This window comes from Streptomyces sp. NPDC048606 (assembly GCF_040650855.1).
In the GTDB taxonomy this organism is placed as follows: Bacteria; Actinomycetota; Actinomycetes; order Streptomycetales; family Streptomycetaceae; genus Streptomyces.
The window spans coordinates 1-26,063 of record NZ_JBEZIB010000048.1 but is presented as its reverse complement, the minus strand read 5'-3'; the positions used below and the strand labels follow the sequence as shown (position 1 = coordinate 26,063).

Here is a 26,063-nt window from a genome sequence, read left to right as displayed (position 1 = left end):
CCCCATGACTCCTGCCGCCCGCACACCGTTCCCGCACCGACACCCCCGCGTTCGACGGTGGGCCGCCACGGCCGCGGCCCTGCCGCTCGGCCTGGCGCTCGCCGCCTGCGGCACGGTGGTCGCCGGCTCCGGCTCCGGCTCCGGCTCCGTCTCGCCCTCCGCCCCCGTCCCCGACCGCCCCGCATTGGAGGCCCGGGCCCGCGCCGCGCAGATCGCCGTCGAGAACGTCTACGTCACCGGCGCCCCCGGCTTCGCGCCGGCCGTGCAGTCCGCCGGAGTCAGCGGCGACGACGGCTTCTCCGTGACGTACGTGCACACCGGCACGGGCGCGCGGATCGACCTCACCGCCGAGCGGCGCCCGCTCGACACCGTCTGCGGGCGGGGGTGCGTGCCCGACGGGGGCCTGTGGTACCGGGCGGGCGACGCCGGGGAGCACGCCTACGCGGTCGAGCGGGACGGCCTCCTCGTACGGCTCGCCGCCGATCCGGCGAAGGTGGACCGCGCCACCCTCCGCGAGGCGGCGAAGGCCGCCCACCCCGCGAGCGACGCCGAACTGGACGCCGTCCTGCCCGCCCCGCGCGGCGACGCCGGCCCGCCCCCGACCCGCGGCGACCTCCCGCCGGTCGGTGACGGCGCCCCGAACAACGAGGTGGGCGCCTCGGGTTGACCGCCCGGGGCGCCCCCGCGACCCGCTGGACGTCAGCCGGCCGGCGACCTCGCCGCACCCTAGGCCCGGATCACCTCGGGTCCCAGGGCGGTGATCTCGCCGGTCTGTTCGTCGGTCAGGTCGGCGTCGGTGACCAGCACGTCCACCTGGTCCAGGGTCGCGAAGCGGGCGAAGTGCCGGACGCCGTACTTGGTGGAGTCCGCGACCAGGACCACCCGGTGGGCGCCGGTCACCATGGCCCGTTTCACCGCCGCCTCGGCCAGGTCGGGGGTGGTCAGCCCGGACCGGGCGCAGAAGCCGTTGGTCGCGACGACGGCGACGTCGGGCTCGATGTCCGCCAGGTCCCGCAGCGCCCAGGCGTCCACGGCCGCCTGCGTGCGCCGGCGCAGCCGCCCGCCGACGAGGTGCAGGTCGAGCTCCGGGTGCTCGGCGAGGCGGGCGGCCACCGGCAGTGCGTTGGTGACCACCGTGAGGGTGGACTCCAGGGGGAGCAGCGCGGCCAGTCGGGAGACGGTGGTCCCGGCGTCCAGGAGCAGGCTGCCCCGTTCCGGGAGCAGGGCCAGCGCGGCCCTGGCGATGCGGTCCTTGGCGGCGGCGGCGGTGGAGTCGCGTTCGGCCAGCCCCGGCTCCAGGCGCAGGCCCCCGGCCGGCAGCGCGCCGCCGTGCACCCGCCGCAGCAGTCCCGCCCGTTCCAGGGCGCTCAGGTCCCGTCGTACGGTCTCCTGCGTGACGCCGAACTCCTCCGCGAGGGCCGGCACGTCGACCCGGCCGCGTTCCTGGGCCAGCCGCACGATCCGGTGCTGACGCTCGGGTGCGTACATGTGGGATCGGATCCGTTTCATGTGGGTTCGCTCCTGTATGGAACGGACCCTACTCCGCTCGGACGGCTCCGTTCCCGCCGTCGAAGGGCCACGCCTCGATGTCGCGGTAGCGGATCGGCTCGGGGCCGCGGCCGAAGTTGCTGCCGACCAGGTGCAGCCGCTCGGTCTCCCACCGTCGGCCGGTGAACCCCGCGAGGCCGTCGGCGACGTCCGCCGCCCGGAAGGGATCCTCCCGTCGGGAGCGGGCCAGGGTCAGGTGCGGGCGCAGCGGCCGGTCCTCCAGGGCGACCCCGCACTCCTTGACCAGCGCGCGCACCTCGGCGGCCAGCAGGTGCAGCCCGTCGACGTCCCCGTCGACGCCCGTCCAAGCGACGCGCTCCCCGAAGTGGCCGCCGCCGCGCAGGGCCAGCTCCAGGGGGCGGTGGGAGGCGGCGAGGGCCGCGAGGGGCGGCTTCAGCAGGGGGACGGTCGCGACCGGGAGCTCACCGAGGAAGGCGAGCGTGATGTGCCAGTCCTCGATCCGGTTCCAGCGCATGCGCGGGTGGGCGTCGTAGGCGGGACGCAGCTCCTTCTCCAGTTCCTCCTTCGCATCGTCGGGCGGGGCGAGGGCGATGAACACGCGAACGGTCGCCCCTGGCATCTCTTCGGTCATGAGGGAATTCGTACAGGGTGGTGGCCGGATCCGTCACTTCCGGTCCGGGCCCGGCCCCGGTTCAGGCCGGGGCGACCCCGGTCAGGATCCGGCCCGTGCCCCGCAGCCGGACGGCGCCGGCGCGCTCGTACGGGCGGAAGGCCCGCGTCAGGCGCCGGCGGGCGAGGGCCCGGGTGTCGGGGTCGACCTGGTCGAGGAGGTGCCGTCCGGGGCCCGAGTCGAGGAGGAAGTCGGCGGCGTCCCGCGCGTCCCGGCCCCAGATCCCGTACGCCTCCACGTGCGCGGCGCGCACGTCCCGCAGTCCCGCGCCGCGCAGCAGTTCGGTGGCCGCGTCGGCGTCCGCGAGGGAGAACATCCCCGGCCCGCCGGGTGCGCCGAAGCCGCCGATCGGCAGGATGTCCGCGAGTTCGTGGAGCGCGGTCAGCCACTGGTTCTCCAGCGGAGCCGCCGTGCACAGGAACGCGACCCGGCCGCCCGGCCGCAGGGCGGAGGCGATGTGGGCGAACGCGGCCGCCGGGTCGGCGAAGAACATGACGCCGAACCGGCTGATCGCCACGTCGAACGCGGCCCGGGGGAGCGGGTGGACCTGGGCGTCGCCGTGGACGAAAGAGGCGTTGGTGACCCCCTCCCGCGCGGCGACCGCGCGGGCCCGCTCCACCATGGGCCCCGAGAGGTCGAGGCCCAGCGCGTGCCCCTCCCCGGCCCCCTCCCCGGTCCTGGCCCCGGCCGCCCGCGCGGCGAGCCGGGTGGTGGCGCCGGCGCCGCACCCGATGTCGAGGACGCGTTCGGCGGGCCGGATGGCGGCAGCGTCGAGCAGGGGCCGGTCGAAGCCGGAGTTCACGGCGTTCCAGCGGTCGTGGTGGGCGGCCCAGTGGGAACCCTCGTAGCCGTTCCAGGCGCGGGCCTGGACGGTGGCGTGGGCGGTGTCGGCGGTGTCGGCGGAACGGTGCTGCATGCGGAGGACCTCCCGGGTGATCGACCCTTAGTATGGGCGAGTGCCCAAACAGTATGGGCGCTCGCCCATACTGGCAACACGCAGATTCGGGGAGGGTGTTGATGTCACCGCGCGGAGTGGTCATCGAAGACCTGAGGGAACGGCTGTTCGCGGCGGCGGAACGGGTCGTGGCCGGGGCCGGCGCCGCCGCGCTGACCAGCCGGGCGATCACGGAGGAGGCGGGCTGCGCCAAGGGCGTGCTGCACGCCCACTTCGCGGGTCTCGACGAGTTCGTCGCCGATCTGGTGCTCCACCGGTTCGCGATCACCGCGGCCTCGGCCGGGGACCTCCCGTCCCGCGCGGGCACCGGCGCGGTGCGCGACCACCTCGCGGACGTCGCCTCGACGGTGCTCCGCCTCGACCCCGGACTCGTCGGGCTCGCCGTGACCCGTCCCGCCGCCGCGCACCGCGTACGGGAGGCCTGGCAGGCCGGGGCGCCCGGCTTCACCGCGATCCAGGACGCGGTCGGCGACTACCTCCGCGCGGAGCAGGCCCTCGGCCGGGTCCCGCGGGGCCTCGACGCGGACGCGATCGCCCTGGCGCTGGTCGGCACCCTTCACCACCTGCTGATGACCGGCCCACCCGAGGCCCGCCCCGAGACCCGGGCACAGGTCGAACGCCTGATCACCGCCCTGGTCGGGACCCCGTGACCCGCCAGGCGGTGGCCGGCGGGTGAAGCGGATCGCCTACCGGGAGCCGGTCGACCCGGGGGCGGCGCTGTTCAGCTCTCGGTGCCGAGGGCCTCGGTCCGGCCGCCGTCGAGCCGGCGGGCCAGTACCTGTCCCGGCCAGGCGTCGGACAGGAAGCGGTCGGTGGGGGTGAAGCCGTTGCGCTCGTAGAACGCGACGAGCTCGCCCCCGCCGCCCGCCCAGCAGTCCACCCGCAGCAGGTCGACGCCGGCCCGCCGGGCCTCCTCGGCCGCACGGGCCAGCAGTGCGGCCCCGATGCCCAGACCGGCGTACCGGCGGTGGGACACGAGCAGCCGCACGTACCGCTCGGGCTCCCCGGCCGGCGCGATCGGCATCAGGGGACTGGGTCCGGAGTCCAGTACGAGCGTGCCGACCGGCGTGCCGTCGAGTTCGGCGATGAAGGGGCTGTTCTCGGTCATGTACCGCTCGACCCGCGCCACGCCGCCCGGCTTCTTCGAGTAGGGCGTGGTGCCCCACTGCTCGGTGTTGCCGCGTTCGTTCATCCACAGCACCGCGGAGTCCAACATGTCCAGCACGACGGACACGTCGGCCACCCCGCCGACCCGTATCCGTATGCCGCTGCCGTCGCCGTGCGTTCTCGTCTCGTCCACGGCGGCAGTCTAGGCGGGTGCCGATGTCCGGCGCGGTCGGCGCCGGGTCAGGTCTCGGGGAGGACGTTGCCGTCCTCGTCCATGCCGAGGTGGATGCGGGTCGGTTCCTGGGAGTTGACGTCGGACGGGCGCGGGCCCTCGGGGCCGTCGGGGCCCCAGCGCAGCAGGCGGCGGGTGCGGACGATCCGGTAGGCCGTGTCGCGGAACACCAGCCGGTTGACGCGCCCCACCCGCAGGGTGTCGGCGGCCCGGGCGTACGCCGCCGCCTCGTCGGCGGGCCAGGTGCGGGCGTCCGCGTGCGGGTCGGCGTCGTAGGGGATGATTCCGTGCATCCGGGGCCACATCCACGTCAGGGCGAAGTCCAGCGACTTGCGTGCGGCGTGCGCCGTGGCGTGGGGGCCGATGACGGGGCGCCAGCTGCCGATCCGCTGTTCCACGACCGTGAACGTCGCGGGCAGCGGCAGGACGTCCGGATGGGTGTCCAGCGCCCGCCGCGCGTCGGCGCGCACGTCCTCGGGGAAGCGGTCGCCGGTGTAGCGCAGGTCGCGCAGGGACAGGCGCTCGATCGCCTGGGTGGGGGTGACGGGCTCGTCCGGGTCCAGGAGCAGTCCGTCGTCGATCGCGGGGTCCTTGGCGGCCCGCTCCCAGTCGGGAACCAGGGGCTCGGGGTCGGTCGGGCGGGGCTGTTCGATGCCGTCGGGGCCCGTCACCGCGTACTCCTCGGCCCGTACGACGCGGTACCGGGTGCCCTCCACGTCGAGTTCGTCGACGCGCTCGCGCTCCAGCCGGGCCACCGCCGCCAGCAGCGCCCGCCGTTCCGCCCTGTCCCGCGCCGCGTCCTTGGCGCGGAACCACAGGGTGGAGTTGAGTCCGTCGCGGGAGATCTGTGGGCAGCCGTCCGTCACCGCCGCCACCACCCGCCACCGTGCGCCCGCCCAGGGCGGCAGCGCCGCCACCCCGAACAGGGGTCCGCGCACCACCACCTTGGCCGTGCGCGCCGCCGCGTCCCTCGCGTCGGCCTCGATGGCCGCCTCCACCGGCTCCACCGGTACCCGAACCGCCACCGGCCGCGATCCGCGCCGTTCCGCATTCCGAGGTTCCATCGGCCCATCGTGGCGACGGCCGGGGGCGGCCGTCCCGAATTCGCCGATTCCTCGCCCGTACGGGGCTCGCGCCTGTATGGGGGAGCCGGGCACCCGAGACCGCCGTGCTCCGACCCCGCCTTCCGCCTATCGTTCGTATGTATTTGCCTAATGAGGTTAGGCAAACGCATACTCGTGCATGCCAGGAGGCGAAGCGAAGAGGTGTGGAGGCGGACGGCATGGCACGGGTGGGGCTGACCACGGAACGCCTGGTACGGGCGGGAGCCGAGCTGGCCGACGAGATCGGCTTCGAGCAGGTGACCCCGGCGGAGCTCGCCAGGCGGTGCGGCGTCAAGACCGCGAGCCTGTACTCGCACGTCAGGAACGCGCACGACCTCAAGACCGGGATCGCCCTGCTGGCCCTGGAGGAACTGGCCGACCGGGGCGCCGCCGCCCTCGCGGGACGGGCCGGCAAGGACGCCCTGACAGCCTTCGCGAACGTCTACCGCGACTACGCCCTCCAACACCCCGGCCGCTTCGTCGCCGCCCGCTTCCGACTCGACCCCGAAGCGGCGGCCGCCTCCGCGGGCGCCCGCCACGCCGGGATGATGCGGGCGATCCTGCGCGGCTACCACCTGGCCGAACCCCACCGGACGCACGCGGTACGACTGCTGGGCAGCGTCTTCGGAGGCTTCGTCACCCTGGAGTCCGCCGGAGGCTTCGACCACAGCGCCCCCTCCTCGCAGGAGAGCTGGACCGAGATCCTCGACGCGCTGGACGCGCTGCTGCGCACCTGGCCGACCGCCCCCTGAGCCCGTTCCCGACCGACGCCGTCCCGACCGACGCCGTCCCCCCGACCCCCTCGCGACCGACCCCCTCGCGACCGAACGACCGGAAGAGACCCAAGGACATGCACCCCGAGCACGACGCCGGCGCCCGGCCGGGATGGATCACCACCCCCCTCACCGCCGAGCTGCTGCGCGGCGCCCTCGACCTGGAGCGCACCGAACGGGGCCTCCTCCCGCACCGGTTGCCGGCGTGGGCCCGCCGACAGATCCCGGACGGGCAGCTGGCCATGGCGCAGTCGCAGCCGGCCGGCGTGCGCCTGGCCTTCCGCACCCGTGCCACCGCCGTCGAACTGGACGTGGTGGCCACCAAGCGGATCTACCGGGGAGCGCCGCCCCGCCCGGACGGGGTCTACGAACTCCTCGTCGACGGCCGGCTCGCGGGCCGCGCGGTCGCACCCGAGGGCGACGCGCTCGTCATCGACCTGTCCTCGGGCGCGACGCACACCCGCCCCGGGCCCGTGGAGACCCTGCGGTTCACCGGCCTCCCGGAGCACGAGAAGGCCGTCGAGATCTGGCTGCCGTACGACGAGACCACCCGACTGGTCGCCCTGAGGACCGACGACCCCGTCGACCCGCCCCGCACCGGGGACCGCAGGGTGTGGGTCCACCACGGCAGTTCGATCAGCCACGGTTCCAACGCCGCCACCCCCACCGGGACCTGGCCGGCCGTGGCGGCCGCGCTGGGCGCGGTGGAGCTGGTCAACCTCGGGTTCGGCGGCAGCGCCGTCCTCGACCCCTTCACCGCGCGCACGATCCGTGACACCCCGGCGGACCTGATCAGCGTCAAGGTCGGCATCAACATCGTCAACCTCGACGTGATGCGGCTGCGCGCCTTCGGCCCGGCCGTCCACGGCTTCCTCGACACCATCCGCGAGGGCCACCCCACCACGCCGCTGCTGGTGGTCTCGCCCCTCCACTGCGCCCTCCACGAGGACACCCCCGGTCCCACCCTTCCGGACCTCGGCGCCCTGAGCGAGGGGCGGATGGGCTTCGTCGCCGCCGGGGACCCCGCGGAGACCGCCGCCGGGAAGCTGACCCTCGCCGTCATCCGCGCCGAGCTGGCCCGCATCGTGGGGGAGCGCGCCGCCGACGACCCGCACCTGTACCACCTGGACGGCCTCGACCTCTACGGCGAGGCGGACGCCGCCGCGATGCCGCTGCCCGACGCCCTGCACCCGGACCCCGCCGCCCACCGGCACATCGGCGAACGCTTCGCCCACCTCGCCTTCGGCGCCGGCGGCCCGTTCGCCGGCGGGACCCGCTGACACCCGCCGGTCGTTCGCCCAGTCGGGGCCCCTTTCGCCGCGCACGGGGCGCGGTGCCCCGCCCGGGGTCGTCGACGGTCCAGTCTCGGACGGACGTCCCGCGTACGGACGTCCCGTACGGACGTCGTGAACGGATCGGCTCGGTGGAGGTCGGCGCATGCCCGGTGCCCCTGTCGGCCCCAAGCGTGCGGGCGGCCCCCAGCGCGCGGGGCCGTACCGCGCCTACCTCGTCGCGGCGGTGGCGGGCGCGCTCGTCGGACTGGTCGGCGGCGCGTTCCGCTGGTGCCTGGAACGCGCCGACGCCCTGCGCGTCTCCCTCTCGGAGACCGCAGCCGGGTGGGGCGCCGCAGGATGGCTGGTCCCGATCGCCGTCACGGCGACGGGCGCGGCCGTCGCGTGCGCCATCGCCCTGCGCGTCCCCTTCGCGGCGGGGAGCGGGATCCAGCACGTGGAGGCCGTCTGGCGGCAGGAGAGCGACCCTCGGTCGCCGTGGCTGCTGCCGGCGAAGTTCCTCGGAGGGCTCGTCGCCATCGGCTCCGGCCTGGCCCTCGGCCGGGAGGGGCCGACCGTGCACATGGGTTCCGCGATCGGATCCGGGGCGGCCCGCCGTGCGGGCCTGGGCCCCGAGGACGTCCGACTGCTGCACACCTCCCTCGGCGGCGCCGGCCTGGCCGTGGCGTTCACCGCCCCGCTCGGCGGCCTGTTGTTCGTGTGCGAGGAGGTGACGCGCTCCTTCCGGCCCCGGCTGGTCCTGGTCACCATCATCGCCACCGCCACGGCCGTCGCCTGCGCGGGGATCGTCATCGGCGACGAGTCCGTCCTCCCCGTCCCCGACGTACCGGCCCCGCCCCTGTGGCTGCTGCCCGTCTTCCTGGTGTTCGGCGCGAGCGCCGGGGTGCTGGGCGCCGCCTACAGCGCCCTGGTCGTCGGGACGTTGGCCTTCTGCGACCGGCTCGCGCGGGTACCCGTCGTGGTCCGGGCGGCGGCCATCGGGGCCGTCGTGGGCCTGCTGTCCGTGTTCGACCCGCTGTTCGCCGGGGACGGCGACCCGCTGAGCGAGCGACTCGTCGCCGGGGACAGCCCCGCCGTGATCGTCATGGCCGGCTACCTCCTCGTACGGTTCGCGGTCGGACCGCTCAGCTACGCCGCCGCCACCCCCGGGGGCCTCTTCGCGCCGCTGTTGGCCCTCGGTGCCCTGTGGGGCACCTTCGTACACGCCGTCACCCTCCCGCTGCCGCCCGACCAGTCGGCCGGCCCGGGGGCGTTCGCCGTGGTCGGGATGGCCGCCCTGTTCGCCGCGGTGGTACGGGCGCCCGTCACCGGCGTCGTGCTGGTCGTGGAGATGACCGGAACCACCACGCTCCTGGTCCCGCTGCTGACCGCGTGCTTCGCGGCGACGCTGACCGCGGACCGGTTGGAGAGCGAGCCGGTCTACGACAGCCTGCGCCGGCGCATGCGCGAGCGCCCCTGAACACCCGCCGAGGCGCCCGCGACACCCGCGACACCCGCCGCACCGCGCCCCGACCGCCGATGCGTCCCGCAACCCCGCCAAACCCACCCTGACCTGCGGCGGAACCTGGTTCCCCGACCCATCCTCACCAGCCGGTCCCGCCGCTGTCCATCCGTGCGGACACCCATATTCCGGCCATCCCAAACATGGCACCATGAGGCCCGCCGCGCCGGTTCCGCCTGCCGTGATCCGCCGCGCCCACACCACCACCGCCGGCGCGCACGACACCGCGCCGGACACGCTCACCACTCGAAGGGGGATGGATCGTGCCCGCTCCACGCATGCGCACGACACCGCTGCCCGGCATCGGCGTCCAATACGACCTCACCACCCGCGAACACCGCAACCTGTCGGTCATCGCGCACCGCGACGGAACCCGCACGGTCAACCTGTACCGGGTGGACGACCCCGACGCGTGCGCCCACTCCCTGCACCTCACCGGGGCGGAGACGGCCTCGCTGATCGACGCGCTGATGCCGGCGCACCACAGCCCGAACGTCCTGCACACCACCGACCTCGGCCTGGTCGCCGAGAGGGTCGAACTCTCCGCGCACTCGCACTGGAACGGGCGGGTCCTGGGCGAGACGAGGATGCGCACCGAGACCGGCGTGTCCGTCGTGGCGGTGCTGCGGCGGGCCGAGGCCCGACCCTCGCCCGCGCCGGACTTCCGCCTCGCCGGCGGGGACACCCTCATCCTGATCGGCACCCGCGAGGGCGTCGACGCCGCCGCCGCGATACTCGACAGGGAGTGATCGAGTGCATTCCGCAGTCTTCCTCATCGAGTTCGGGGCGATCATCCTCGGACTGGGCCTGCTGGGCCGCGTCGCGGGCCGCCTGAAGTTCTCGCCGATACCCCTCTACCTCCTCGCCGGCCTCGCCTTCGGCACCGGCGGCCTGCTCCCGCTCGGCGCGAGCGAGGAGTTCGTCGCCATCGGCGCGGAGATCGGCGTCATCCTCCTGCTGCTGATGCTGGGCCTGGAGTACACGGCCACCGACCTCGTCTCCAACCTCAAGACCCAGTACCCCGCCGGGCTCGTCGACTTCACCCTCAACGCGCTCCCCGGCGCCGCCGCCGCCCTGCTGCTCGGCTGGGGACCGGTGGCCGCCGTCGTCCTGGCGGGCGTCACCTGGATCTCCTCCTCCGGCGTCATCGCCAAGGTCATGGGTGACCTGGGCCGGCTCGGCAACCGGGAGACCCCGGTCATCCTCAGCATCCTGGTCCTCGAAGACCTCGCCATGGCCGTCTACCTGCCCATCATCACGGCGCTGCTCGCCGGGGTGAGCCTGGCGGCGGGCAGTCTCACGCTGGCCATCGCGCTCGGTGTCGCGGGCGCGGTGCTCTTCGTCGCCGTCCGCTACGGCCGCCTCATCTCCCGCTTCGTCTCCAGCGACGACCCCGAGAAGCTGCTCCTGGTGGTCCTCGGACTGACCCTGCTGGTGGCCGGCATCGCCCAGCAGCTCCAGGTCTCGGCCGCCGTCGGGGCCTTCCTGGTCGGCATCGCGCTGTCCGGTGAGGTCGCCGAGGGCACCCACACCCTGCTCAGTCCGCTGCGCGACCTCTTCGCGGCCGTCTTCTTCGTCTTCTTCGGGCTCCACACCGACCCGGCCAGCATCCCGCCGGTCCTGCTGCCCGCCCTGGCGCTGGCCGTGGTCACGGCCGCCACGAAGATCGCCACGGGTTACTGGGCGGCGCGGCGCGCCGGCATCGGCGTCAAGGGCCGGTGGCGGGCCGGCGGGACCCTCGTGGCCCGGGGCGAGTTCTCCATCGTCATCGCCGGTCTCGCGGTCACCGCGGGCATCGAGCCGCAACTCGGTCCGCTCGCCACCGCCTACGTCCTGATCCTGGTCGTCCTCGGCCCGCTGACGGCCCGATACACCCAGCCCCTCGCGGCCTGGGTCGCCGCGCGCCGGGCCCCCGAACGACCGGACGTCGTGCCCGCACCGGACCCCGTGCCGCCCCTGCCGGAACCGGCCGGCCGCGAAGGGGGCTGAAGCCCGCCGAGGGGGCGGGGAAGCGAGCCGAGGGAAGGCCGAGCGCGGTGGAGCGGAGCCGACCGGATTCGAACCGGCGTCCTCGCGGTTTTGGAGACCGCGCGCGACGACCTCTGCGCTACGGCCCCGCCCTCCGCGCATCCTAGGCCGTGGCCCCCGGGGGGCGGCGCCCGCACGCGTACGAGGAAACGGCGAAGGCAAGGAGGTCGACACAGCTCGACACAGCTCCTTGCCTTGATCAACTTATAGCCCACGGGGGGCCTTGCGGCAAGGCCCCGGTCGTACCGCAGAATCAGGCGATCAAAGCCCGGACCTGCGGAAACGAGTACTGTGACAATCGACGTGATCATCGCCGGCGGTGGACCGACGGGCCTGATGCTGGCCTCGGAGCTGCGCCTGGCCGGGGTGCGGACCGTGGTGCTGGAGAAGCTCACCGAGCCCACGGCGGAGTCCCGCGGACGCGGGTTCCACGTGCGCACCGTCGAGGTGATGGCCCAACGGGGGCTGCTGGAACGCTTCCTCGCGGTCGGCGAGCCCCTCGCGATCGGCGACTTCGGCGGACTGCCCAAGCTGCGCCCCGGCGCCCTGGACACCGCCCACCCCTTCGGCCTCGCCGCCCCGCAGCCCGTCACCGAACGGCTGCTCCACGAGCGGGCCGTGGAACTCGGCGCCGAGATCCGGCGCGGCCACGAGCTGGTCGCACTGAGCCAGGACGAGGACGGCGTGGACGTCGAGCTGGCGGACGGTACGCGGCTGCGCGCCCGCTTCCTCGTCGGCTGCGACGGCGGCCGCAGCACGGTGCGCAAGCTGGTCGGCATCGACTTCCCCGGCGAGGCCGCCAAGGTCGAGACCCTGCTCGGCGACATGGAGGTGACCGCGGACCCGGAGACGGTGGCCGCCGTCACCGCGGAGGCCCGCAAGGTCCACGGACGGTTCGGCACCGTCCCGATGGGCGACGGGCTGTACCGCGTCATCGTGCCGGCGGAGGGGGTGTCGGAGGACCGTACGACCCCGCCGACCCTCGAAGAGGTCAAGCGACAGCTGCGGGCCCACGCCGGCACCGACTTCGGCGTGCACGCGCCGCGCTGGCTGTCGCGGGTCGGCGACGCCTCCCGTCAGGCGGAGCGCTACCGGGCCGGTCGGGTGCTGCTGGCCGGCGACGCCGCGCACATCCACCCGCCGGCCGGCGGTCAGGGCCTGGGCCTCGGCGTCCAGGACGCGTTCAACCTGGGCTGGAAGCTGGCCGCCGAGGTCAACGGCTGGGCACCGGAGGGCCTGCTGGACACCTACCACACGGAACGGCACCCGGTGGGCGCCCGCGTGCTGGCCAACACCCGGGCGCAGGGCGTGCTGTTGGACGACTCCCCGGGGGCCGTGGCCCTGCGGGAGCTGTTCTCGCGACTGTTGGACTTCGACGAGGTCAACCGATACGTCACCGAGATGACCAGCGGCATCGGCATCCGCTACGACCTCGGCGAGGGCCACGAACTGCTCGGCCTGCGGCTGCGGGACGTACCGCTGAAGGAGGGCAGCCTCTACGGGCTGATGCACGGCGGGCGGGGCCTGCTGCTCGACCGGACCGGGCTGCTGTCGGTGCGGGGCTGGGCCGACCGCGTGGACCACGTGGTCGACGCCTGCGAGGGGTTGGACGTGCCCGCGGTGCTGCTGCGTCCCGACGGCCACGTGGCCTGGGTCGGAGCGGACCAGCGGGACCTGACCGGCCCGCTGAACCGCTGGTTCGGGGCGCCGGCCGGCGACTGACCGCACCGGCACCGCACCCGCGACCCGTCGTGGCGGTACGGCCCGAGCGGGCCGTACCGCCACGCCCTTTCGACCCCACGGGAAAAACGGGTCCTCGCTTCAACCTTTTCCCGGCGACGGCGCTCAGAACAGGGGTGGAAGGACAAGGACCCCGTGACGGGGACCGGAAAGGAAGAGCAGATGCCGGAGATCGGCCGGGCCCACGAAGCGCCGGAGGGCCCCTCGGGACCCGAGAGCTTCGAGGCCTTCGCGCGGGCGGGCCAAAGACGGCTCTACCGCGTCGCCTACCTGCTGTGCGGGGACGCCGAGGCGGCCCGTGACCTCACGCAGACCACCCTCGCCAAGCTGTTCCAACACTGGCGGCGGGCGAGCGCCGCCGACCACGTGGACGCGTACGCGAGGACCGTGCTCACCCGCACCTACCTCGCCGAACGCCGACGTCGCCTGCGCGACCTGTGGGCGCACTCCCGCCCCGACCCCCGTACCTCGCCCGACCACGCGGACCTGCGGGTGACCCTGCTGTCGGCCCTCGCCGAACTGCCGCCCAGGGCGCGCGCCATGGTCGTGCTGCGGTACTGGGAGGACCAGAGCGTCGAGTCCGTGGCGCGGCTGCTGAAGTGCAGCGAATCCACGGTCAAGAGCCAGTGCTCACGGTCCCTGGCGAAGCTGCGCGAGCGACTGGGCGAGGCCCACCTCTACACCACGGGGAGCTGAGGAACGGACATGGCGAACAACCTGTACGAAGACGACCACCACCACGACGCCCTGCTGGTCAGGGACGAGATGGAACGCGCGCTCGCGCAACTGCCACCGGTCGAGGACCTGGTGGGCCCGGCGGTGGCGCAGGGGCGCCGCCGCCGGGCCCGGGCCCGACTCGCGCTCGTCGCCGGCGTCGCCTGCCTGGCCGGCGCGGTGGCCCTCGGCACGGCGGCGCTGCCGACCGCGCACCCGGGCGGGACGAAGGACGGCCCGGCCACCGCCGCCTCACCCGAACCGCGCTCCGCGGAGCCCACGCCGGGGAGCTACCGGACCCCGGTGCACACCGACCCCACCGGCCGGCCGGCCGCGTCGACCCCGCCTCCCGCCGAGCGGCAGCGGCGGGAGGAGTACCAGCAGCGGGCGGCCGTGCTCCTCGACGACCTCCTGCCGGACGAGGTGGGTCTCCTGCGGCCCTCGGCCGACGACGTGCGGCGCTACCAGGGGGAGGCGAAGGGCGGTGCGAGGTTCCCGGTGTTCCTCTCCGTACGCCCGGCCGACGGCGCCTCCAACCCGCGGACCTGCCCCGGCCCGTCCCCCGACGCGCGCGGTGTCACCTGCGCGCAGGCCCCCCTGCCCGGCGGCATCACGGCCACCTCGCTGCGCTACCCCTCCGACGGGCCCGGGACCACGGCCACCACGGTTTCCTTCGCCTACGGGGCGAGCGAGGTCTCGCTCACCGTCACCCCCGACACGAGCGCCGCCGTCTCGGCCCCGGTGAGCGGCGAACAGCTCCTGAGGGCCGTCGCCGACCCGCGCTTCCTCGACCTGGTCCGCTACGCCGTCGACCACCCGGTGCAGGAGGCCGGGACCTCGATCCCGGGCGGCTGACACGCCCCGGGGGGACCCGGGCGGGGACGGGACGGTGCCGGCGACGAGGCGGCCGGGGTGCGACGCGCACCGCACCCCGGCCCGTCGCCCTCCCCGGCCCGCCCCGTCGCCGGCCCCGTCCGTCAGACGCGGACGTCCACCACCGAGCGGAGCTTCCCGCTCGCCGCGCTGCGCTCCAGCGAGGCCCCGTCGACCGCCTCCACGGCCAGTTCCAGCAGCCCCTCGTCCACCGCCGCGCGCAGGTCGGCGTAGCCGGACAGGAACACCTCCCGCAACGCCGCCGTATCCGTGGACCCCAGCCGCTCCACCCGCACCGTCAGCCGCTCCCGCGCCGGCGTCCGCTCCAGCAGGACCTGCAGCTCGCCGGTGTGCCCGCCGCGCTCCCCGGCCAGGGAGACGAAGCGCCGCCGGTCGAGGAAGTACGTCGCCACGCGCATGACGTCACCGATGCGCCCCTGGAGCTCGAACCGGGGCGCCAGGCTGCCGCACGCGCAGCGCCCCGGGATCTCGCGACCCAGATCGCCGATGACGTAGCGGCCGAGGTCCTGCCCGCGCCGCGCGTGCGTGGAGAACACCAGCCGGCCCGTCTCGCCCGGCGCGACCGGACGGTCCTCGACCGGGTCGAGGACCTCCAGGGCGTGCAGGTCGGCGTGCAGGTGGTGGACGCCGCCCGTGCCGTGCACGCACTGGTAGCCCAACGGGCCGAGGTCGGTGCTGCCGTAGGTGATCGAACGGACCACCTCGATGCCGAACTCGTCCGCCAGGGTGCGCCGTTGCTCCGGCGTGAAGTGCTCGCCGCCGTAGAACACCTTGCGCAGGCCCCCGTAGGCGCGCAGCGCGTCCGCCTCCGCGTGCAGCAGTTGCCACAGGTACGAGGGCATCCCGAAGAGGGTGTCGGCCCCGTGGTCGATCAGCGCCCGCGCCGTCGCCCGGTGGTCGGTCCCCGCCGCGAGCGGCAGCTGCATCCCGCCCAGCCGTTCCAGTACGGAGAAGAAGCTGATGAAGCCGCCGTACATGCCGCCGCTGTAGAAGAGGTTGGCGGTGCGGTCACGGGCCGGGTCGTAGCCCGCGGCGAGCAGACCGCGGGCCGCCGCGTGCATCTGCGTGTCGTAGTCCTCGTAGCTGAACAGCGACAGGGCGGGCGCGCCGGTGCTGCCCCCGCTGTGGAAGTACAGCTCGGCGTCGGCCCGCGCCACCAGCCCGTTGCGTTCCCGCACCTCGTCCTTGCCCAGCAGCGGGCCGGAGGGGCGCGGCAGGCGGACGGGGCGTACGAGGTCGTCCAGGCAGGCGGTGGTGGCGAAGCGTTCCGGATCGGTCTGGACGGCCACGCGGCGGCTGTAGCGCTGGAGCGCGTACACCCCGTCGTGCGGTTCGCCCGCGTAGCTCGCCGCCATGGCGCCGACCGGGGTGACCCGGGTGACGCCCGCGGCCAGCACCGTACGGGACAGCTCGGCGACGTCCGTCCGGCTGCCGGCGATGCCCGCCGTCTGGAGGTAGCGGCGCATCGGGCGCAGGGTGGCCATGGCCTCCCGGCGGGGCAGCGGCTTGATCCACACGCTGCGGTGCAGCGGCGAGGCGGTGAGCGGGGAGCGGGTGTCGGCCATCACCCGCCAGGCGCCGTCGGGCGCGGCGAACACCCGGGTCAGCCCGAGGTGTTCCTCCAGCCGGGCCATCAGGACGGTGGTGGTCAGCTCCGCCTCCCGGGCCGGGTCCTCGGCGGGGTCGACCGGGGCCGGGGGACGGGCGGCGAGCACCCCCGCGAACCGCTCGGCGAAGGCGAACAGCTCGCTCTCGTCCGCGGTGTCGAGGTAGACCACCTGGGGGCTGGAACAGGCCTGTTGTTCGAACAGGCACACGTCGTCGGCGAGCGCCTCCAACGTCGCGGGGTCCGCCCACGCGTCGCCCGTCAGGTAGGCGAAGGAGATCCGGTGCCCCCACTCCACCAGCCGGCATCCCGGCGGCACGTGGGCGGCGACCCCCTGGACGGCCTCCTCCCCGCCCCACACGGCGACGGCGTCGGCGGGCGCGCACATGAGGCGCAGCCACTCCCGGCGCGCCGAGGGGAACCGCAGGACCACGATCCGCTCGGCCAGGGCGCCGTCGGGATCCAGCGCGGCCAACTCGGCCACCAGGGCCTGGGTGAGGAGGCCGTCCGCGCTGCTGGTCTTCAGGACGTTGACGTTCCCGGCGAGCAGGCCCTCCACGAGGCTGAGCGTCGCGACCCCGGCGGCGTTGCCCGGGGCGATGTGGGCCACCAGGCCGACGGGAGCCCACGCCTCGTAGGCCGTCTCGCGCGGATCGGCCCGGTTCAGCCGGCCGGGTACGGCGCCGCCGAGCTCGCGGCGCAGCTTGCGGGTCAGTTCCCGACGGCCGAGCAGCCGGCCCAGCTCGGTCAGGAGGACCGGGTCCTCCCCCTCGGGCAGGTGCGCGGCGACGCGGGCGTACACCGGATGGTCCGGGTCGAGCAGGGCGGTGCCGAGGGCGTCGCAGGCCGCCAGGACGGTCTCGGTCTCCAGCGGTGTCGCCAGCGCGGCCTCCACGGCGGCGGGCCAGTCGGCCAGCAGGCGCCCGGCCTCGTCGTCGCCGACGAAGGTGCCCTGCCAATAGTGGGGGGCGTCCGCGCCGACGCGCGTGGAGTCGACGCGCGTGGAGTCGGCTTGCGTGGAATCGACGTACGTGGAGTCGACGTGCGTGGAGTCGACGCCCGCGGCGCCCCGGCCCGTCGTCCCGATCGTGTGCGCGCTCATGGTCACGCCATTCCCTTCATCAGTTCCGCCGCGGCCACCGCGCAGCTCCGGTTGCGGCTCACCCCGGCCCGGCCGTGGACGGTGAACCAGGGGGTCCCCAGATCGCAGCCGCAGGCGTCCCCCGGCCACAGGGAGGCCAGGTCGCCCATGACGACGCTCTGCGCCGGCACCGAGGTGATGTACGGCGAGACCAGGTGCAGGTAGCCCGGCTCCCCGTGGGGCAGCGGTTCGAGGGTGCGGGTCGAGCGGATCGTGACCCGCGACCAGACGGGCGCGTGCAGGCGGTGGTGTGCGCACTCCACGTAGGGGACGCAGTGCTCGACGGAACCGAACGTGTCCCGGATCCGCTCGCCGGGGATCCCCAGCTGTTCGGTGATCCGCGCGTACAGCTCCTCCTTGCCGATGCTCCGGTCGGCGTTGCCCTTCCACCCGCCGCCGAGCACGACGAGGGAGCCCTCGGGAAGGCGCAGCGGGGGCAGGCCCATGGCCCGCATCCGTTCCAGGGTGAAGAAGAGGAAGGCGGGGAAGCCGAGGACGCGCACGGGGGCGTCCTGCCGCTCGAAGCGGCGCAGCGCCGCGACGCAGCCGAAGGGGTCGAACTCGTGACCGCCGGCGGTGTCGCGCAGCGCGTAGGCGACCTCCCGCGCCGGCGCGAAGTCGCACAGGTAGTTGTCGGTGAAGGCGGTGCCCAGGTCGAGGGAGGGCGCCGGCTCGTAGCTGTACAGCAGGTAGTTCACCTCCTGGTCGGGGGTGATCCAGCCGTTGCGTTCGAAGATCCGGGCGACCATGCGCTGCGCGGAGCGGATGGTCCACCGGTCGAAGAACATCTGCGACTTCTGCCCGGTGGTGCCGGAGGAGGTCAGGTGCAGGTCGACGTCCTCGCGCGGGATCGAGAGCACCTCGTGCCGCTTGAAGAAGTTCGCGTGGACCAGCGGGGTGCGGTACGGGCCGTCCGGCGCGGTGCTCTCGTACAGCGAGGCGAAGAACGGGGACCGCTCGGTGTGCCAGGCGTTGATCTCCGCCATGGCCGCCGCGAACAGCTCGTCCTCGGCGGGGCCGTGCGCGTAGGGGTCGGTCAGGTCGCACAGCCGCTGTACGTGCGGCAGGAGGTCCGGGTCGGGCACGGTGACCGGTGCGAGATGGGGGTTCATGGGGCAACCTCGGATGGTGTGGGCAGGTGTGTCGACGCCCAGGCCGACACGTAGCAGTCCAGGTAGGGCTGGAGGGGCGGCGGAGCGGCGACGCCGCGGAAGTCGATCCGTTCCGTTGAGCGGGACAGGACGGCGTAGTCGTGGAAGCCGTCGCCGTCCGCGCGCATCGCCGGGTAGACGGCGCCGGCGACGAACCCCTGGGCCAGGAAGGCCGAGAGGGCCTCGTGGTGGGCCAGCGGTACGAGGGCCTCCACGTAGCCGGCGCCTGCGCGGGCCAGCGCCCGGGTGACGGCTTCGAGGTGGTCGGCGGCGGCGGCCGGGTCGGGGTGCGCGCTCAACAGGGAGCAGTAGCCGCCGGCCCGGTTCAGGGAGGCGTACACCTCGAAGCCGCCGTCCTCGGGGGTCAGCAGCACGTTCGGGGTGTGCAGCGGGTAGAACCAGCCCTCGCGGCCGGGGAAGCGCTCGCGGAAGCGGCGCCCCACGAAGGCGGGGGCCTCGATCAGCTCCAGCCGGTCGGCCGAGGCGCGGGCCCCGGGCGCCGGGAGCGGGGCGGAGCCCGCCCGCAGGTCCGGGTAGTCGATGCCCAGCGCGGCCCCGGCGGTCCGCAGCAGCGGCAGCAGGGGCGCGGGCACCTCGGTGACGGGGATCCGGCGGTCGAGCACCCCGGCGCCGTGGCGGGCGTAGAGCGCGAGGCTCTCGCGGTCGCGCAGGTCGACGGCGTTGGGCAGGATGCCCAGCGGCCGGAATCCGTGGCGGGCGACGAGCCGTTGGGGGCCGGCGCCGGCGGTCCGCACGGTCGCGTACACCGAGTCGAGGCGGCCGCTGTCCAGCATCCCGGCGCACAGCGCACCCGTGAGGGCGCCGGCCAGCCCCGACGCGCGGTGGTCGGGGTGTACGGCGATGCCCTCCAGGCGCCCGATCCGGCTGCCCGGCTCGCTGCGGATGGCCGCCGACGAGGTCAGCGCGCCGGTGTCGGGGCGGCGGCCGACGAGCCACAGGGAGTGCGGGTCGGCGATGAGGCGGGCCATCTCGGCGGGGTCGGTGCCGAGGGCGACGGGGTAGTGGGGCCCGTACACCGCGTAGTAAAGCTGCCGCAGTTCGGCGATGTCCGTACGGGAGGCGGGGGAGACGACGGGGTTCACCGGGGGTCTCCGATCCGTTCGGTGTCGGGGTGTCCGGCGGGGGTTCCCCGTGCGGCGGTCCCGGCCGACAGGGCCAGGGCGCAGGCGGCGGGCAACAGGCCGAGGCCCTGGACCAGGCAGAGCGTCCGCGGTGACAGGAAGTCGCCCGCGGAGCCGAACACCAGGGACGCCACCGGCAGGGCGGAGCCCAGGACGGCCTGCATCGCGGCGAAGAAACCGGGCTTGTCCGCGGCGGGCACCGACCGCTGGAAGAGGGCCACGAAGCGCACGCTGACGGCGCCCGCGCACCAGCCGGACACGGCCAGGCAGGCCGCGAAGACGGCGCGGTGCGCGAACAGTCCCGGCAGCGCGAGCGCCAGGGCCATCAGCCCCAGGCAGTACGCGCCCGCGACGGTCGGCCGGCCGGGCAACCGGGACCCGGTGAAGGCACCGACGAGCGCTCCGGCGCCCAGGGAGGCCTCCAGCAGCGCCACGGTGGCGCCCCCGCCGTCGAGGACGGCACGGGTGTAGAGGGGGATGACGACGAACACGGCGGCGGTGAACAGGTTCGCCGCGGTGAAGCAGACCAGGATCCGCCGCACGGCGGGCAGCTCCCCGAGGAGGCTCCGCAGCGGGCGCGGCCCGGCGGCGGCCGGCAGGCCGGACCCCGCGTCCCCGGCCTGCCCCGCGTCCCCGCCGTCCCCCGCGTCCCCGGTTCCCGGTACGGGGCCGGCGGCGCGGAAGCGCGCGCCCGCGACGAGCAGGGCGGCGCCGAGGTAGGCGACGGCGCAGCCCGCGGCCAGGCCCGGCACGCCGGCCCGGTCCACCGTCAACGCCCCGAGCAGGGCGCCGCCCAGGCCCGCCAGGGACTGCGTCGACAGCTCGAAGCCGGTGGCCGTCTCGATGTCGGCGTCGTCGACGAGCTCGGGCACCGACGTCGTCAGGCAGGGGTCGAAGAACGCCTGGCAGGCCGCCAGGGCCAGGGCCGCCCCGTACACGGTCGGCAGCGGCGGGCCGTCGCCGTACGCCCACGCCGCGAGGGCCAGCGCGACGCCGCCCGCGAGCGCGGCGGAGTTCCGCAGGACCGAGCGGTGGGCGAAGCGGGCGAGCGCCCGTGCCACCACGGGCGCCAGGACGACGGCGGGCAGCGTGCAGGCGGCCATGAACAGCCCGGAGGCGACGCCCGCGCCGTCCCGCACGGCGTGGGCGACGAGCCACCAGGACACGCCGACCTGGAACATGCGGACGGCGGCCTGCGTGAGGACCTGCCCGAGCCATACGGCGCCGAACGCCCGGTTGCGCAGCACGAGCGGCGCGCGCCGCCCGCCCGCCGGGGCGGGCGGGGACGACGGCGCGGACGGGGGAGCGGGAGCGGAGGCCGCAGGGCGGCTCACGCGGTCGGCCTCTCGTCCAGGACCCGGATCAGCTTGCCCGAGCGCGGGTTGACGGCGAGGTCGCGGTGGCGCACCCATTCCACGGTCGCCGGGTGCACGAACCCGGCGCGCACGCTGTCCGGGTACAACGGTCGTACGGACTCCAGCTCGGCGACGACGGCCGCGGCCAGCGCCCGCCGCGCGTCCGGGTCCGGGTCCGCGCCCGGGGTCCCGTCGCCGGGCGCGGTGGCCAGGCGCAGCACGAGCCCGTCGCGGCCCTCGCTGCGGCGGACGACGAGCTGCGTGCCGACGACCAGGCCGGCGGTGTCCACCGCGGCCACGGCGTCCTGGACGTCCCGGGTGTACAGGGCCACGGGCCCGACCCGCACGCCCTCCTCGGCGCGCCCGAGGATCCGGAAGTGCCCGGGCCCGGTGCCGGTCCATTCGGCCCGGTCGCCGGCCGGGTAGCGGATGATCGGCATCAGCCGGCGGAACAGGCTGGTGACCACGACGCGACCGGGACGCCCCGGTTCGGTGATGGGCTCGCCCGTGGTGTCGTCGAGGATCTCGACCACCGCGTACGGGGTGAACGCCCGGTGCACGCGGGTGTCGGCGCCGGGCACGGGCCGCCCCAGCAGACCGGCGTCCACGCTCGCGTACCCGACGGAGCGGACCTCGGCGCGGGGGAACGCGCCGACCAGCAGCCGGCGTTGGTCCTCGAACAGCGCCTCGCCCCCGAACAGCAGCAGTTCCACGTCGTCCAGGCGCTCGCCCGAGGCCGCCACCCGCTCGGCGAGCCGGCACAGCGTGGTGGAGGTGCCGGTCAGGACCTGTGCGGAGAGGTCGCGCAGCGTGGGGATCGTCGACTCCGGCGGGGCCGCCCCGCCGACGGGCAGCCGGACGTTGTCCACGGGGGCGTGGGCGAGGGAGTCGAGGACGAACAGGAAGCTGGCGTAGAGCTCCCCGGCGTAGAACAGGTCGGCGACCCGGTGTCCGGGCCGCAGTCCCGCGTCCACGAGGCCCTGCCCGAAGGCGGTGACGAAGGTGCGCCACTCGTCGCGGGTGTAGACCGAGAACTTGGGGGAACCGGTGGTCCCGCCCGTCTTGTACACGGTGGCCTCGTTGAGCGGACCGGTCAACACGCGGTTGTCGCGCGGGGTGTTGGCCGCCCAGAACGCGTCCTGGTCGACCACCGGGAGGTCGGTGAGACGGTCGGTGTCGGGCGGCAGGGACGCGTACAGGTCCCGGTAGAAGGGCGAGTTGTGCCGGGCGAACCGTATGAGGTCCGAGAGCAGGTGGGCGGACATGGGCCTTTGCCTAGGGGAACGAAGAATCCGGAACGGGAGCCACCGTGGGGCGCGGCGGGTGCGCGCCCCCGTCTCCTCGACGGACGTCAAGAGCTGACGTGCAGTCACGATGATGAAACATCAGTGCGCACGCCGCAAAATCAAGCGAAAATTTTCGGCCAGAAGGGCATTGTTCAACAATTTTTCACACCGTGGTGGAGGTGTCGCGGCGGCGTACGCCGTACGGCCGGGGCGCGCGGGGGCACCGGCCGGGCCCGCTCGCGGAGTTGGCCGGGAACATGCGGAACCCGGGGGCCGGCGGTGAGTCCACGGCCCCCGGCCCGAGGCCCACGCCCCCGGTTCCGGTCCCCGGGTCCGCCCGCTTCAGCGCCCGCCCGCCGCGCCGGCGCCCAGCGCCGACACCGCCGCCAGCAGCCGGTCCCAGAACAGGTCGGTCCGCAGCCCGACGGCCACCCGGGCGTTCGCGGGCCGGCCCAGCGTCCCGTGCAGGTCCACCACGGTCGCCCCGCGCGTGTGCCTCCCGCTCAGCTCCACGGCCACGTAAGCGTCCACGCACGCGACCATCGCCGGGTCGATCACCCGGGCGACCGCCACCGGGTCGTGGACCGGGGGAGCGGAGAACCCGAACAGCCGCCGGTAGGTGCCCGCGAAGAAACGCAGCAACTCGACGCAGATCCACCCCAGTTCGGTGTCCAGCGCCTCGAAGCGGGCGAGGACCTCCGGTGTGGCCAGGGCCTGGTGGGTGACGTTCAGCCCGCACATCGTCACGGGGACGCCGCTGCGGAAGACGATGTCCGCCGCCTCCGGGTCGGTGTGGATGTTGAACTCGGCCGCCGGGGTGCGGTTGCCGCGCTCCGTGGAACCGCCCATCAGCACGATCTCCCGGATGCGGGGCGCCAGTTCCGGGTGGCGGGTCAGCAGCAGGGCGATGTTCGTCAGCGGGGCGGTCGGCACCAGGGTGACCGGCTCCGGATGCTCCGTCAGGATCCTGCGCAGCAGGTCCACGGCGTGCCCGGGTTCGGCCGTCACCGTCGGCGCGGGGAAGCGCGGGCCGTCGAGGCCGGACTCCCCGTGCACGTCGTCGGCCACGCGCAGCGGCTGCACCAGCGGGCGGGGGCACCCGGCCGCGACCGGTACCCCGGTGATCCCGGCGACCGTGCACACGCGCAGCGCGTTGAGGGTGGTCTTTTCCAGGCTCTGGTTCCCGGCGACGGTGGTGACGGCCAGCAGGTCCACCGCCGGGTCGCCCGCGGCGAGGAGGATCGCGAGGGCGTCGTCGTGCCCCGGGTCGCAGTCGATGACGATCGGAACGGGAACGCTCACGGACCGGACCCCTCTCCCTCGGGCCGCCCCTCGGCGGCCCCACGGCTCCAGTCTGCTCACGCCGACGGCCGCCCACCCGTACGCCGCCCCGAGGGGGCGAGGATCCGGCCGGCCCCGGCCGCCCGGCGCGCCCCCACCGCCGCCCCCGGCGCGCCCCCACCGCCGCCCCGGCACCCGCCGTCCCGTCCCCTCCGTGCCGCGCGCCGGCATACTCACCCGCCCCGCGGGCAGCCGCTGCAACATGACCGTCCTCGCACTCCCGCCCGGGGTCTACCGCCCCCAGGCCGACACCCGCCTCCTCGCGGAGGCCCTGGAGGCCGAACCCCTCGGCCCCGGCAGCACGGTCCTGGAGATCGGCACCGGCAGCGGGGTCCTCGCCCTGCTGGCCGCCCGCCGGGGCGCCCTGGTCACCGCCGTCGACCCCTCCGCGCGGGCCGTGGCCACGGCCCGGCTCAACGCCCGCCACCACCACCTGCCGCTGCGCGTCGAGCACGCCGAGGCGGCCACCTGTGCCCCCGGCCGGCGCTTCGACCTGGTCGTCAGCAACCCACCCTACGTGCCCTCGCCGCACCGGCGCGGTACCGGACCGGCCCTCGCCTGGGACGCCGGCCCCGACGGCCGCGCCGTCATCGACGGGCTGTGCGACCGCGCTCCCGCCCTCCTGCGGCCCGGCGGGGTCCTGCTGCTGGTCCACTCCGCCCTGTGCGGCGCCGCCACCACCGTCGCCCGGCTGCGCGCCCGGGGCCTCGTGACCCGCATCGTGCGGCGCGGGGACGTCCCCTGGGGGCCGGTGCTGAGCGCGCGGCGCGCCTGGCTCCACGAACAGGGCCTCGCGGGCCGCTCCGAGACCAGGGAGAAGCTGGTGGTGATCCGTGCCGAACGACCCTGACACCGAACGCACGCCCGACCCCGGGCCCACCCGCCCGCGACGCACCGCCCGCCGGGTCCTCCTGGACTCCGATCCGCACGGCCCCGTCCTGGTGGAAGGCCCGGTCGAGGCCGTCGCCGCCGACGGTGAGGTGCGGCGCAGCGACCGGTTCATGGTCGCCCTGTGCACCTGCCGGCGCAGCCGCGACTACCCGTGGTGCGACACCAGCCACCGTTCCAGGGAGCGTCGACGATGACCGTACCCCCGACCGCTGCGGAGGCCGCCTGGCACACCGCCCCGCGCGGCCCGCTGTCCACCGCCGTCACCACCGCCCTGCTGGGCCACGACCGGCCGCCGCCGGAGCTCTGCGCCCAGGCCGCCGACATCGCCACCGACCCCTGGGGGGACGACCTCCACCTCGCCCTGTACCTGCTCTACGAACTGCACTACCGCGGCCTGCCGGGCGTCGCGGACGACCGTGAGTGGGACCCGGACCTGCTGAGGCTGCGGGCCGCGTTGGAGCAGCGGTTCGTCACCGCCCTGGAGGAGGCCCTGCCCCGCGACCGGAGCGTCGCCGAGGCCTTCGCCCCGCTGCTCACCGAGCCCGCCGACGGCGCCGGGGGCATCAGCGCACACCTCGCCGACGCCGGAACCCCCGAGCGGCTGCGCGAGTACGCCGTCCTGCGCTCCCCGTACCACCTCAAGGAGGCCGACCCGCACGCCTGGGCCATCCCGCGGCTGACCGGCCGGGCCAAGGCCGCCTTCGTCGCCGTCGAGTACGACGAGTTCGGCGCCGGGCACCCCGAGGCGGTGCACGCGCGGCTCTTCGCCGACCTGATGGTGGACCTCGGCCTGGACCCCGCGTACAACCACTACCTCGGCCACGTGCCCGCCCCGGCCCTGGCGACGGTCAACCTGATGTCCCTGTTCGGGCTGCACCGGGCCTGGCGCGGCGCGCTGGTCGGTCACTTCGCCTGCGTCGAGACCACGTCCTCACCGGGTTCGAAGCGCATGGTGAAGGCCCTGACCTCCTGTGGCGCGGGTCCGGCCGCCGTGCGTTTCTACGCCGAGCACGTGACCGCCGACGCCGTCCACGAGCAGGTCGTCCGGCACGAGGTCGTCGGCGGTCTGCTGGAGGAGGAACCGCACCTGGAGCCCCAGGTGGCCTTCGGCTGCGACGCCACCTCGTTGCTGGAGGACCGGCTCGCCGCACACGTCCTGGACGCCTGGGGCCGCGGGGCCAGTGCCCTGCGTGCCCCGCTCCCCGACGGGCCCGCGTGACCACGGAGCGTCACCGTTCGACGCGCGGGATGGATCGTTTTCGCCTAGTTTGCGTAAGTCGGTAACCGAACACTTCTCACCGAACACCTCTCACCGAACTCTCCAAGGAGTCGTCATGGCGGACAAGGGCAAGATGGACCAGCTCAAGGGCAAGGCCAAGGAGGCCGCGGGCAAGGTGACCGGCGACGACCGGCTGAAGGCCGAGGGCAAGATGGACGAGGCCAAGGGCAAGGCCAAGGAACACATGGCCGACGCCCAGAAGCGGGCCCGTGAGGCCGCCGAGGACCTGCGCGACCGTCGCAAGTAGCGACGACCGCGAGGAGCGACGACGGCCGGCGGGCCGGGATCCGGATCGCCGGGCCCGCCGCGAGCCAGGCCGACCTGTCCGACGCGTTCGCCGGCAACGACGGGCT

Annotated in this window: 25 protein-coding genes and 1 tRNA gene; 14 read left to right on the top strand and 12 right to left on the bottom strand. The window is 74.9% G+C overall.

The genetic code is table 11. The features are described 5' to 3' along the window. Window positions 1–4 precede the first annotated feature (4 nt). On the top strand, window positions 5–667 hold the full coding sequence (locus tag AB0D01_RS35240) for a hypothetical protein (RefSeq protein ID WP_363062647.1): 663 nt from the start codon (window positions 5–7) through the stop codon (window positions 665–667). A gap of 59 nt (window positions 668–726) precedes the next feature. On the opposite strand, the gene AB0D01_RS35235 is transcribed toward AB0D01_RS35240, so the two are convergent. The 3 genes from AB0D01_RS35235 to AB0D01_RS35225 all read right to left on the bottom strand — a co-directional run bounded on the left by AB0D01_RS35235 (window position 727) and on the right by AB0D01_RS35225 (window position 3,095). Then, window positions 727–1,488: a DeoR/GlpR family DNA-binding transcription regulator gene (locus tag AB0D01_RS35235; RefSeq protein WP_363062691.1), complete on the bottom strand. Its 762-nt coding sequence runs from the start codon at window positions 1,486–1,488 to the stop codon at window positions 727–729. Between the two features lie 49 nt (window positions 1,489–1,537). Beyond that, the gene (gene thpR, locus AB0D01_RS35230; protein ID WP_363062645.1) at window positions 1,538–2,140 is read right to left on the bottom strand and encodes an RNA 2',3'-cyclic phosphodiesterase; all 603 of its coding nucleotides are present in this window, start codon (window positions 2,138–2,140) and stop codon (window positions 1,538–1,540) included. Between the two features lie 61 nt (window positions 2,141–2,201). Further along, complete coding sequence (locus tag AB0D01_RS35225) at window positions 2,202–3,095, bottom strand: methyltransferase domain-containing protein (protein WP_363062643.1); 894 nt, start codon at window positions 3,093–3,095, stop codon at window positions 2,202–2,204. Window positions 3,096–3,196: 101 nt separating this feature from the next. Here AB0D01_RS35225 and AB0D01_RS35220 point away from each other — a divergent pair, with 101 nt between their 5' ends. Then, the gene (locus AB0D01_RS35220) at window positions 3,197–3,784 is read left to right on the top strand and encodes a TetR family transcriptional regulator (protein WP_363062641.1); all 588 of its coding nucleotides are present in this window, start codon (window positions 3,197–3,199) and stop codon (window positions 3,782–3,784) included. Between the two features lie 71 nt (window positions 3,785–3,855). Here the strand turns inward: AB0D01_RS35220 and AB0D01_RS35215 are convergent, their stop codons facing one another. Then, window positions 3,856–4,350: a GNAT family N-acetyltransferase gene (locus tag AB0D01_RS35215; protein WP_363062689.1), complete on the bottom strand. Its 495-nt coding sequence runs from the start codon at window positions 4,348–4,350 to the stop codon at window positions 3,856–3,858. A 131-nt stretch (window positions 4,351–4,481) separates the two neighbouring features. After that, a complete protein-coding gene (locus AB0D01_RS35210; protein ID WP_363062639.1) occupies window positions 4,482–5,498 on the bottom strand; it encodes a DUF5954 family protein in 1,017 nt (338 codons plus the stop codon). Window positions 5,499–5,755: 257 nt separating this feature from the next. On the opposite strand from AB0D01_RS35210, the gene AB0D01_RS35205 reads away from it, so the two are divergent. From AB0D01_RS35205 to AB0D01_RS35185, 5 genes are all read left to right on the top strand, one after another. After that, entirely contained in the window at window positions 5,756–6,328 is a 573-nt protein-coding gene (locus tag AB0D01_RS35205) for a WHG domain-containing protein (protein WP_363062637.1), read from the top strand. A gap of 98 nt (window positions 6,329–6,426) precedes the next feature. Continuing rightward, window positions 6,427–7,629 (top strand): SGNH/GDSL hydrolase family protein, encoded by a 1,203-nt coding sequence (locus tag AB0D01_RS35200; RefSeq protein ID WP_363062635.1) that lies wholly within the window; start codon window positions 6,427–6,429, stop codon window positions 7,627–7,629. 157 nt (window positions 7,630–7,786) lie between these two features. Then, entirely contained in the window at window positions 7,787–9,100 is a 1,314-nt protein-coding gene (locus AB0D01_RS35195; RefSeq protein WP_363062633.1) for a ClC family H(+)/Cl(-) exchange transporter, read from the top strand. A 320-nt stretch (window positions 9,101–9,420) separates the two neighbouring features. Beyond that, entirely contained in the window at window positions 9,421–9,891 is a 471-nt protein-coding gene (locus tag AB0D01_RS35190; RefSeq protein ID WP_363062687.1) for a TrkA C-terminal domain-containing protein, read from the top strand. A gap of 4 nt (window positions 9,892–9,895) precedes the next feature. Beyond that, window positions 9,896–11,131, top strand: coding sequence for a cation:proton antiporter (locus tag AB0D01_RS35185; protein ID WP_363062631.1), 1,236 nt, complete (start codon window positions 9,896–9,898; stop codon window positions 11,129–11,131). Between the two features lie 53 nt (window positions 11,132–11,184). On the opposite strand, the gene AB0D01_RS35180 is transcribed toward AB0D01_RS35185, so the two are convergent. After that, window positions 11,185–11,259: transfer RNA gene (locus AB0D01_RS35180), tRNA-Trp, on the bottom strand. Between the two features lie 202 nt (window positions 11,260–11,461). Here AB0D01_RS35180 and rox point away from each other — a divergent pair. The 3 genes from rox (at window position 11,462) to AB0D01_RS35165 (ending at window position 14,479) form a co-directional block, all read left to right on the top strand. Then, the gene (rox, locus tag AB0D01_RS35175; RefSeq protein WP_363062630.1) at window positions 11,462–12,892 is read left to right on the top strand and encodes a rifampin monooxygenase; all 1,431 of its coding nucleotides are present in this window, start codon (window positions 11,462–11,464) and stop codon (window positions 12,890–12,892) included. Window positions 12,893–13,072: 180 nt separating this feature from the next. Then, the gene (locus AB0D01_RS35170) at window positions 13,073–13,606 is read left to right on the top strand and encodes a SigE family RNA polymerase sigma factor (RefSeq protein ID WP_363062685.1); all 534 of its coding nucleotides are present in this window, start codon (window positions 13,073–13,075) and stop codon (window positions 13,604–13,606) included. 9 nt (window positions 13,607–13,615) lie between these two features. Then, complete coding sequence (locus AB0D01_RS35165; protein ID WP_363062628.1) at window positions 13,616–14,479, top strand: hypothetical protein; 864 nt, start codon at window positions 13,616–13,618, stop codon at window positions 14,477–14,479. Between the two features lie 122 nt (window positions 14,480–14,601). Here the strand turns inward: AB0D01_RS35165 and AB0D01_RS35160 are convergent, their stop codons facing one another. The 6 genes from AB0D01_RS35160 to AB0D01_RS35135 form a co-directional block, all read right to left on the bottom strand. Next, entirely contained in the window at window positions 14,602–17,226 is a 2,625-nt protein-coding gene (locus AB0D01_RS35160; protein WP_363062626.1) for an acyl-CoA reductase, read from the bottom strand. Between the two features lie 2 nt (window positions 17,227–17,228). After that, entirely contained in the window at window positions 17,229–18,377 is a 1,149-nt protein-coding gene (locus AB0D01_RS35155; RefSeq protein WP_363062624.1) for an acyl-protein synthase, read from the bottom strand. After that, a complete protein-coding gene (locus AB0D01_RS35150) occupies window positions 18,374–19,519 on the bottom strand; it encodes a GNAT family N-acetyltransferase (RefSeq protein WP_363062622.1) in 1,146 nt (381 codons plus the stop codon). Before AB0D01_RS35150 ends, AB0D01_RS35155 begins: the two co-directional genes overlap by 4 nt. Next, entirely contained in the window at window positions 19,516–20,892 is a 1,377-nt protein-coding gene (locus AB0D01_RS35145; protein WP_363062620.1) for an MFS transporter, read from the bottom strand. The genes AB0D01_RS35150 and AB0D01_RS35145 overlap by 4 nt, the downstream gene beginning before the upstream one ends. Then, window positions 20,889–22,178 carry a phenylacetate--CoA ligase family protein gene (locus AB0D01_RS35140; protein ID WP_363062618.1) on the bottom strand — a complete coding sequence of 430 codons (1,290 nt, stop codon included), beginning with the start codon at window positions 22,176–22,178 and terminating at the stop codon, window positions 20,889–20,891. Before AB0D01_RS35140 ends, AB0D01_RS35145 begins: the two co-directional genes overlap by 4 nt. 363 nt (window positions 22,179–22,541) lie before the next feature. Continuing rightward, complete coding sequence (locus AB0D01_RS35135) at window positions 22,542–23,501, bottom strand: nucleoside hydrolase (protein WP_363062616.1); 960 nt, start codon at window positions 23,499–23,501, stop codon at window positions 22,542–22,544. Between the two features lie 241 nt (window positions 23,502–23,742). On the opposite strand from AB0D01_RS35135, the gene AB0D01_RS35130 reads away from it, so the two are divergent. The 4 genes from AB0D01_RS35130 to AB0D01_RS35115 all read left to right on the top strand — a co-directional run bounded on the left by AB0D01_RS35130 (window position 23,743) and on the right by AB0D01_RS35115 (window position 25,957). Then, entirely contained in the window at window positions 23,743–24,390 is a 648-nt protein-coding gene (locus tag AB0D01_RS35130; RefSeq protein ID WP_363062614.1) for a HemK2/MTQ2 family protein methyltransferase, read from the top strand. A gap of 61 nt (window positions 24,391–24,451) precedes the next feature. Further along, window positions 24,452–24,625 carry a CDGSH iron-sulfur domain-containing protein gene (locus tag AB0D01_RS35125; protein WP_363062683.1) on the top strand — a complete coding sequence of 58 codons (174 nt, stop codon included), beginning with the start codon at window positions 24,452–24,454 and terminating at the stop codon, window positions 24,623–24,625. Then, window positions 24,622–25,650 (top strand): iron-containing redox enzyme family protein, encoded by a 1,029-nt coding sequence (locus AB0D01_RS35120; RefSeq protein ID WP_363062612.1) that lies wholly within the window; start codon window positions 24,622–24,624, stop codon window positions 25,648–25,650. Before AB0D01_RS35125 ends, AB0D01_RS35120 begins: the two co-directional genes overlap by 4 nt. A gap of 115 nt (window positions 25,651–25,765) precedes the next feature. Beyond that, on the top strand, window positions 25,766–25,957 hold the full coding sequence (locus tag AB0D01_RS35115; RefSeq protein ID WP_363062610.1) for a CsbD family protein: 192 nt from the start codon (window positions 25,766–25,768) through the stop codon (window positions 25,955–25,957). Window positions 25,958–26,063: the final 106 nt, after the last annotated feature.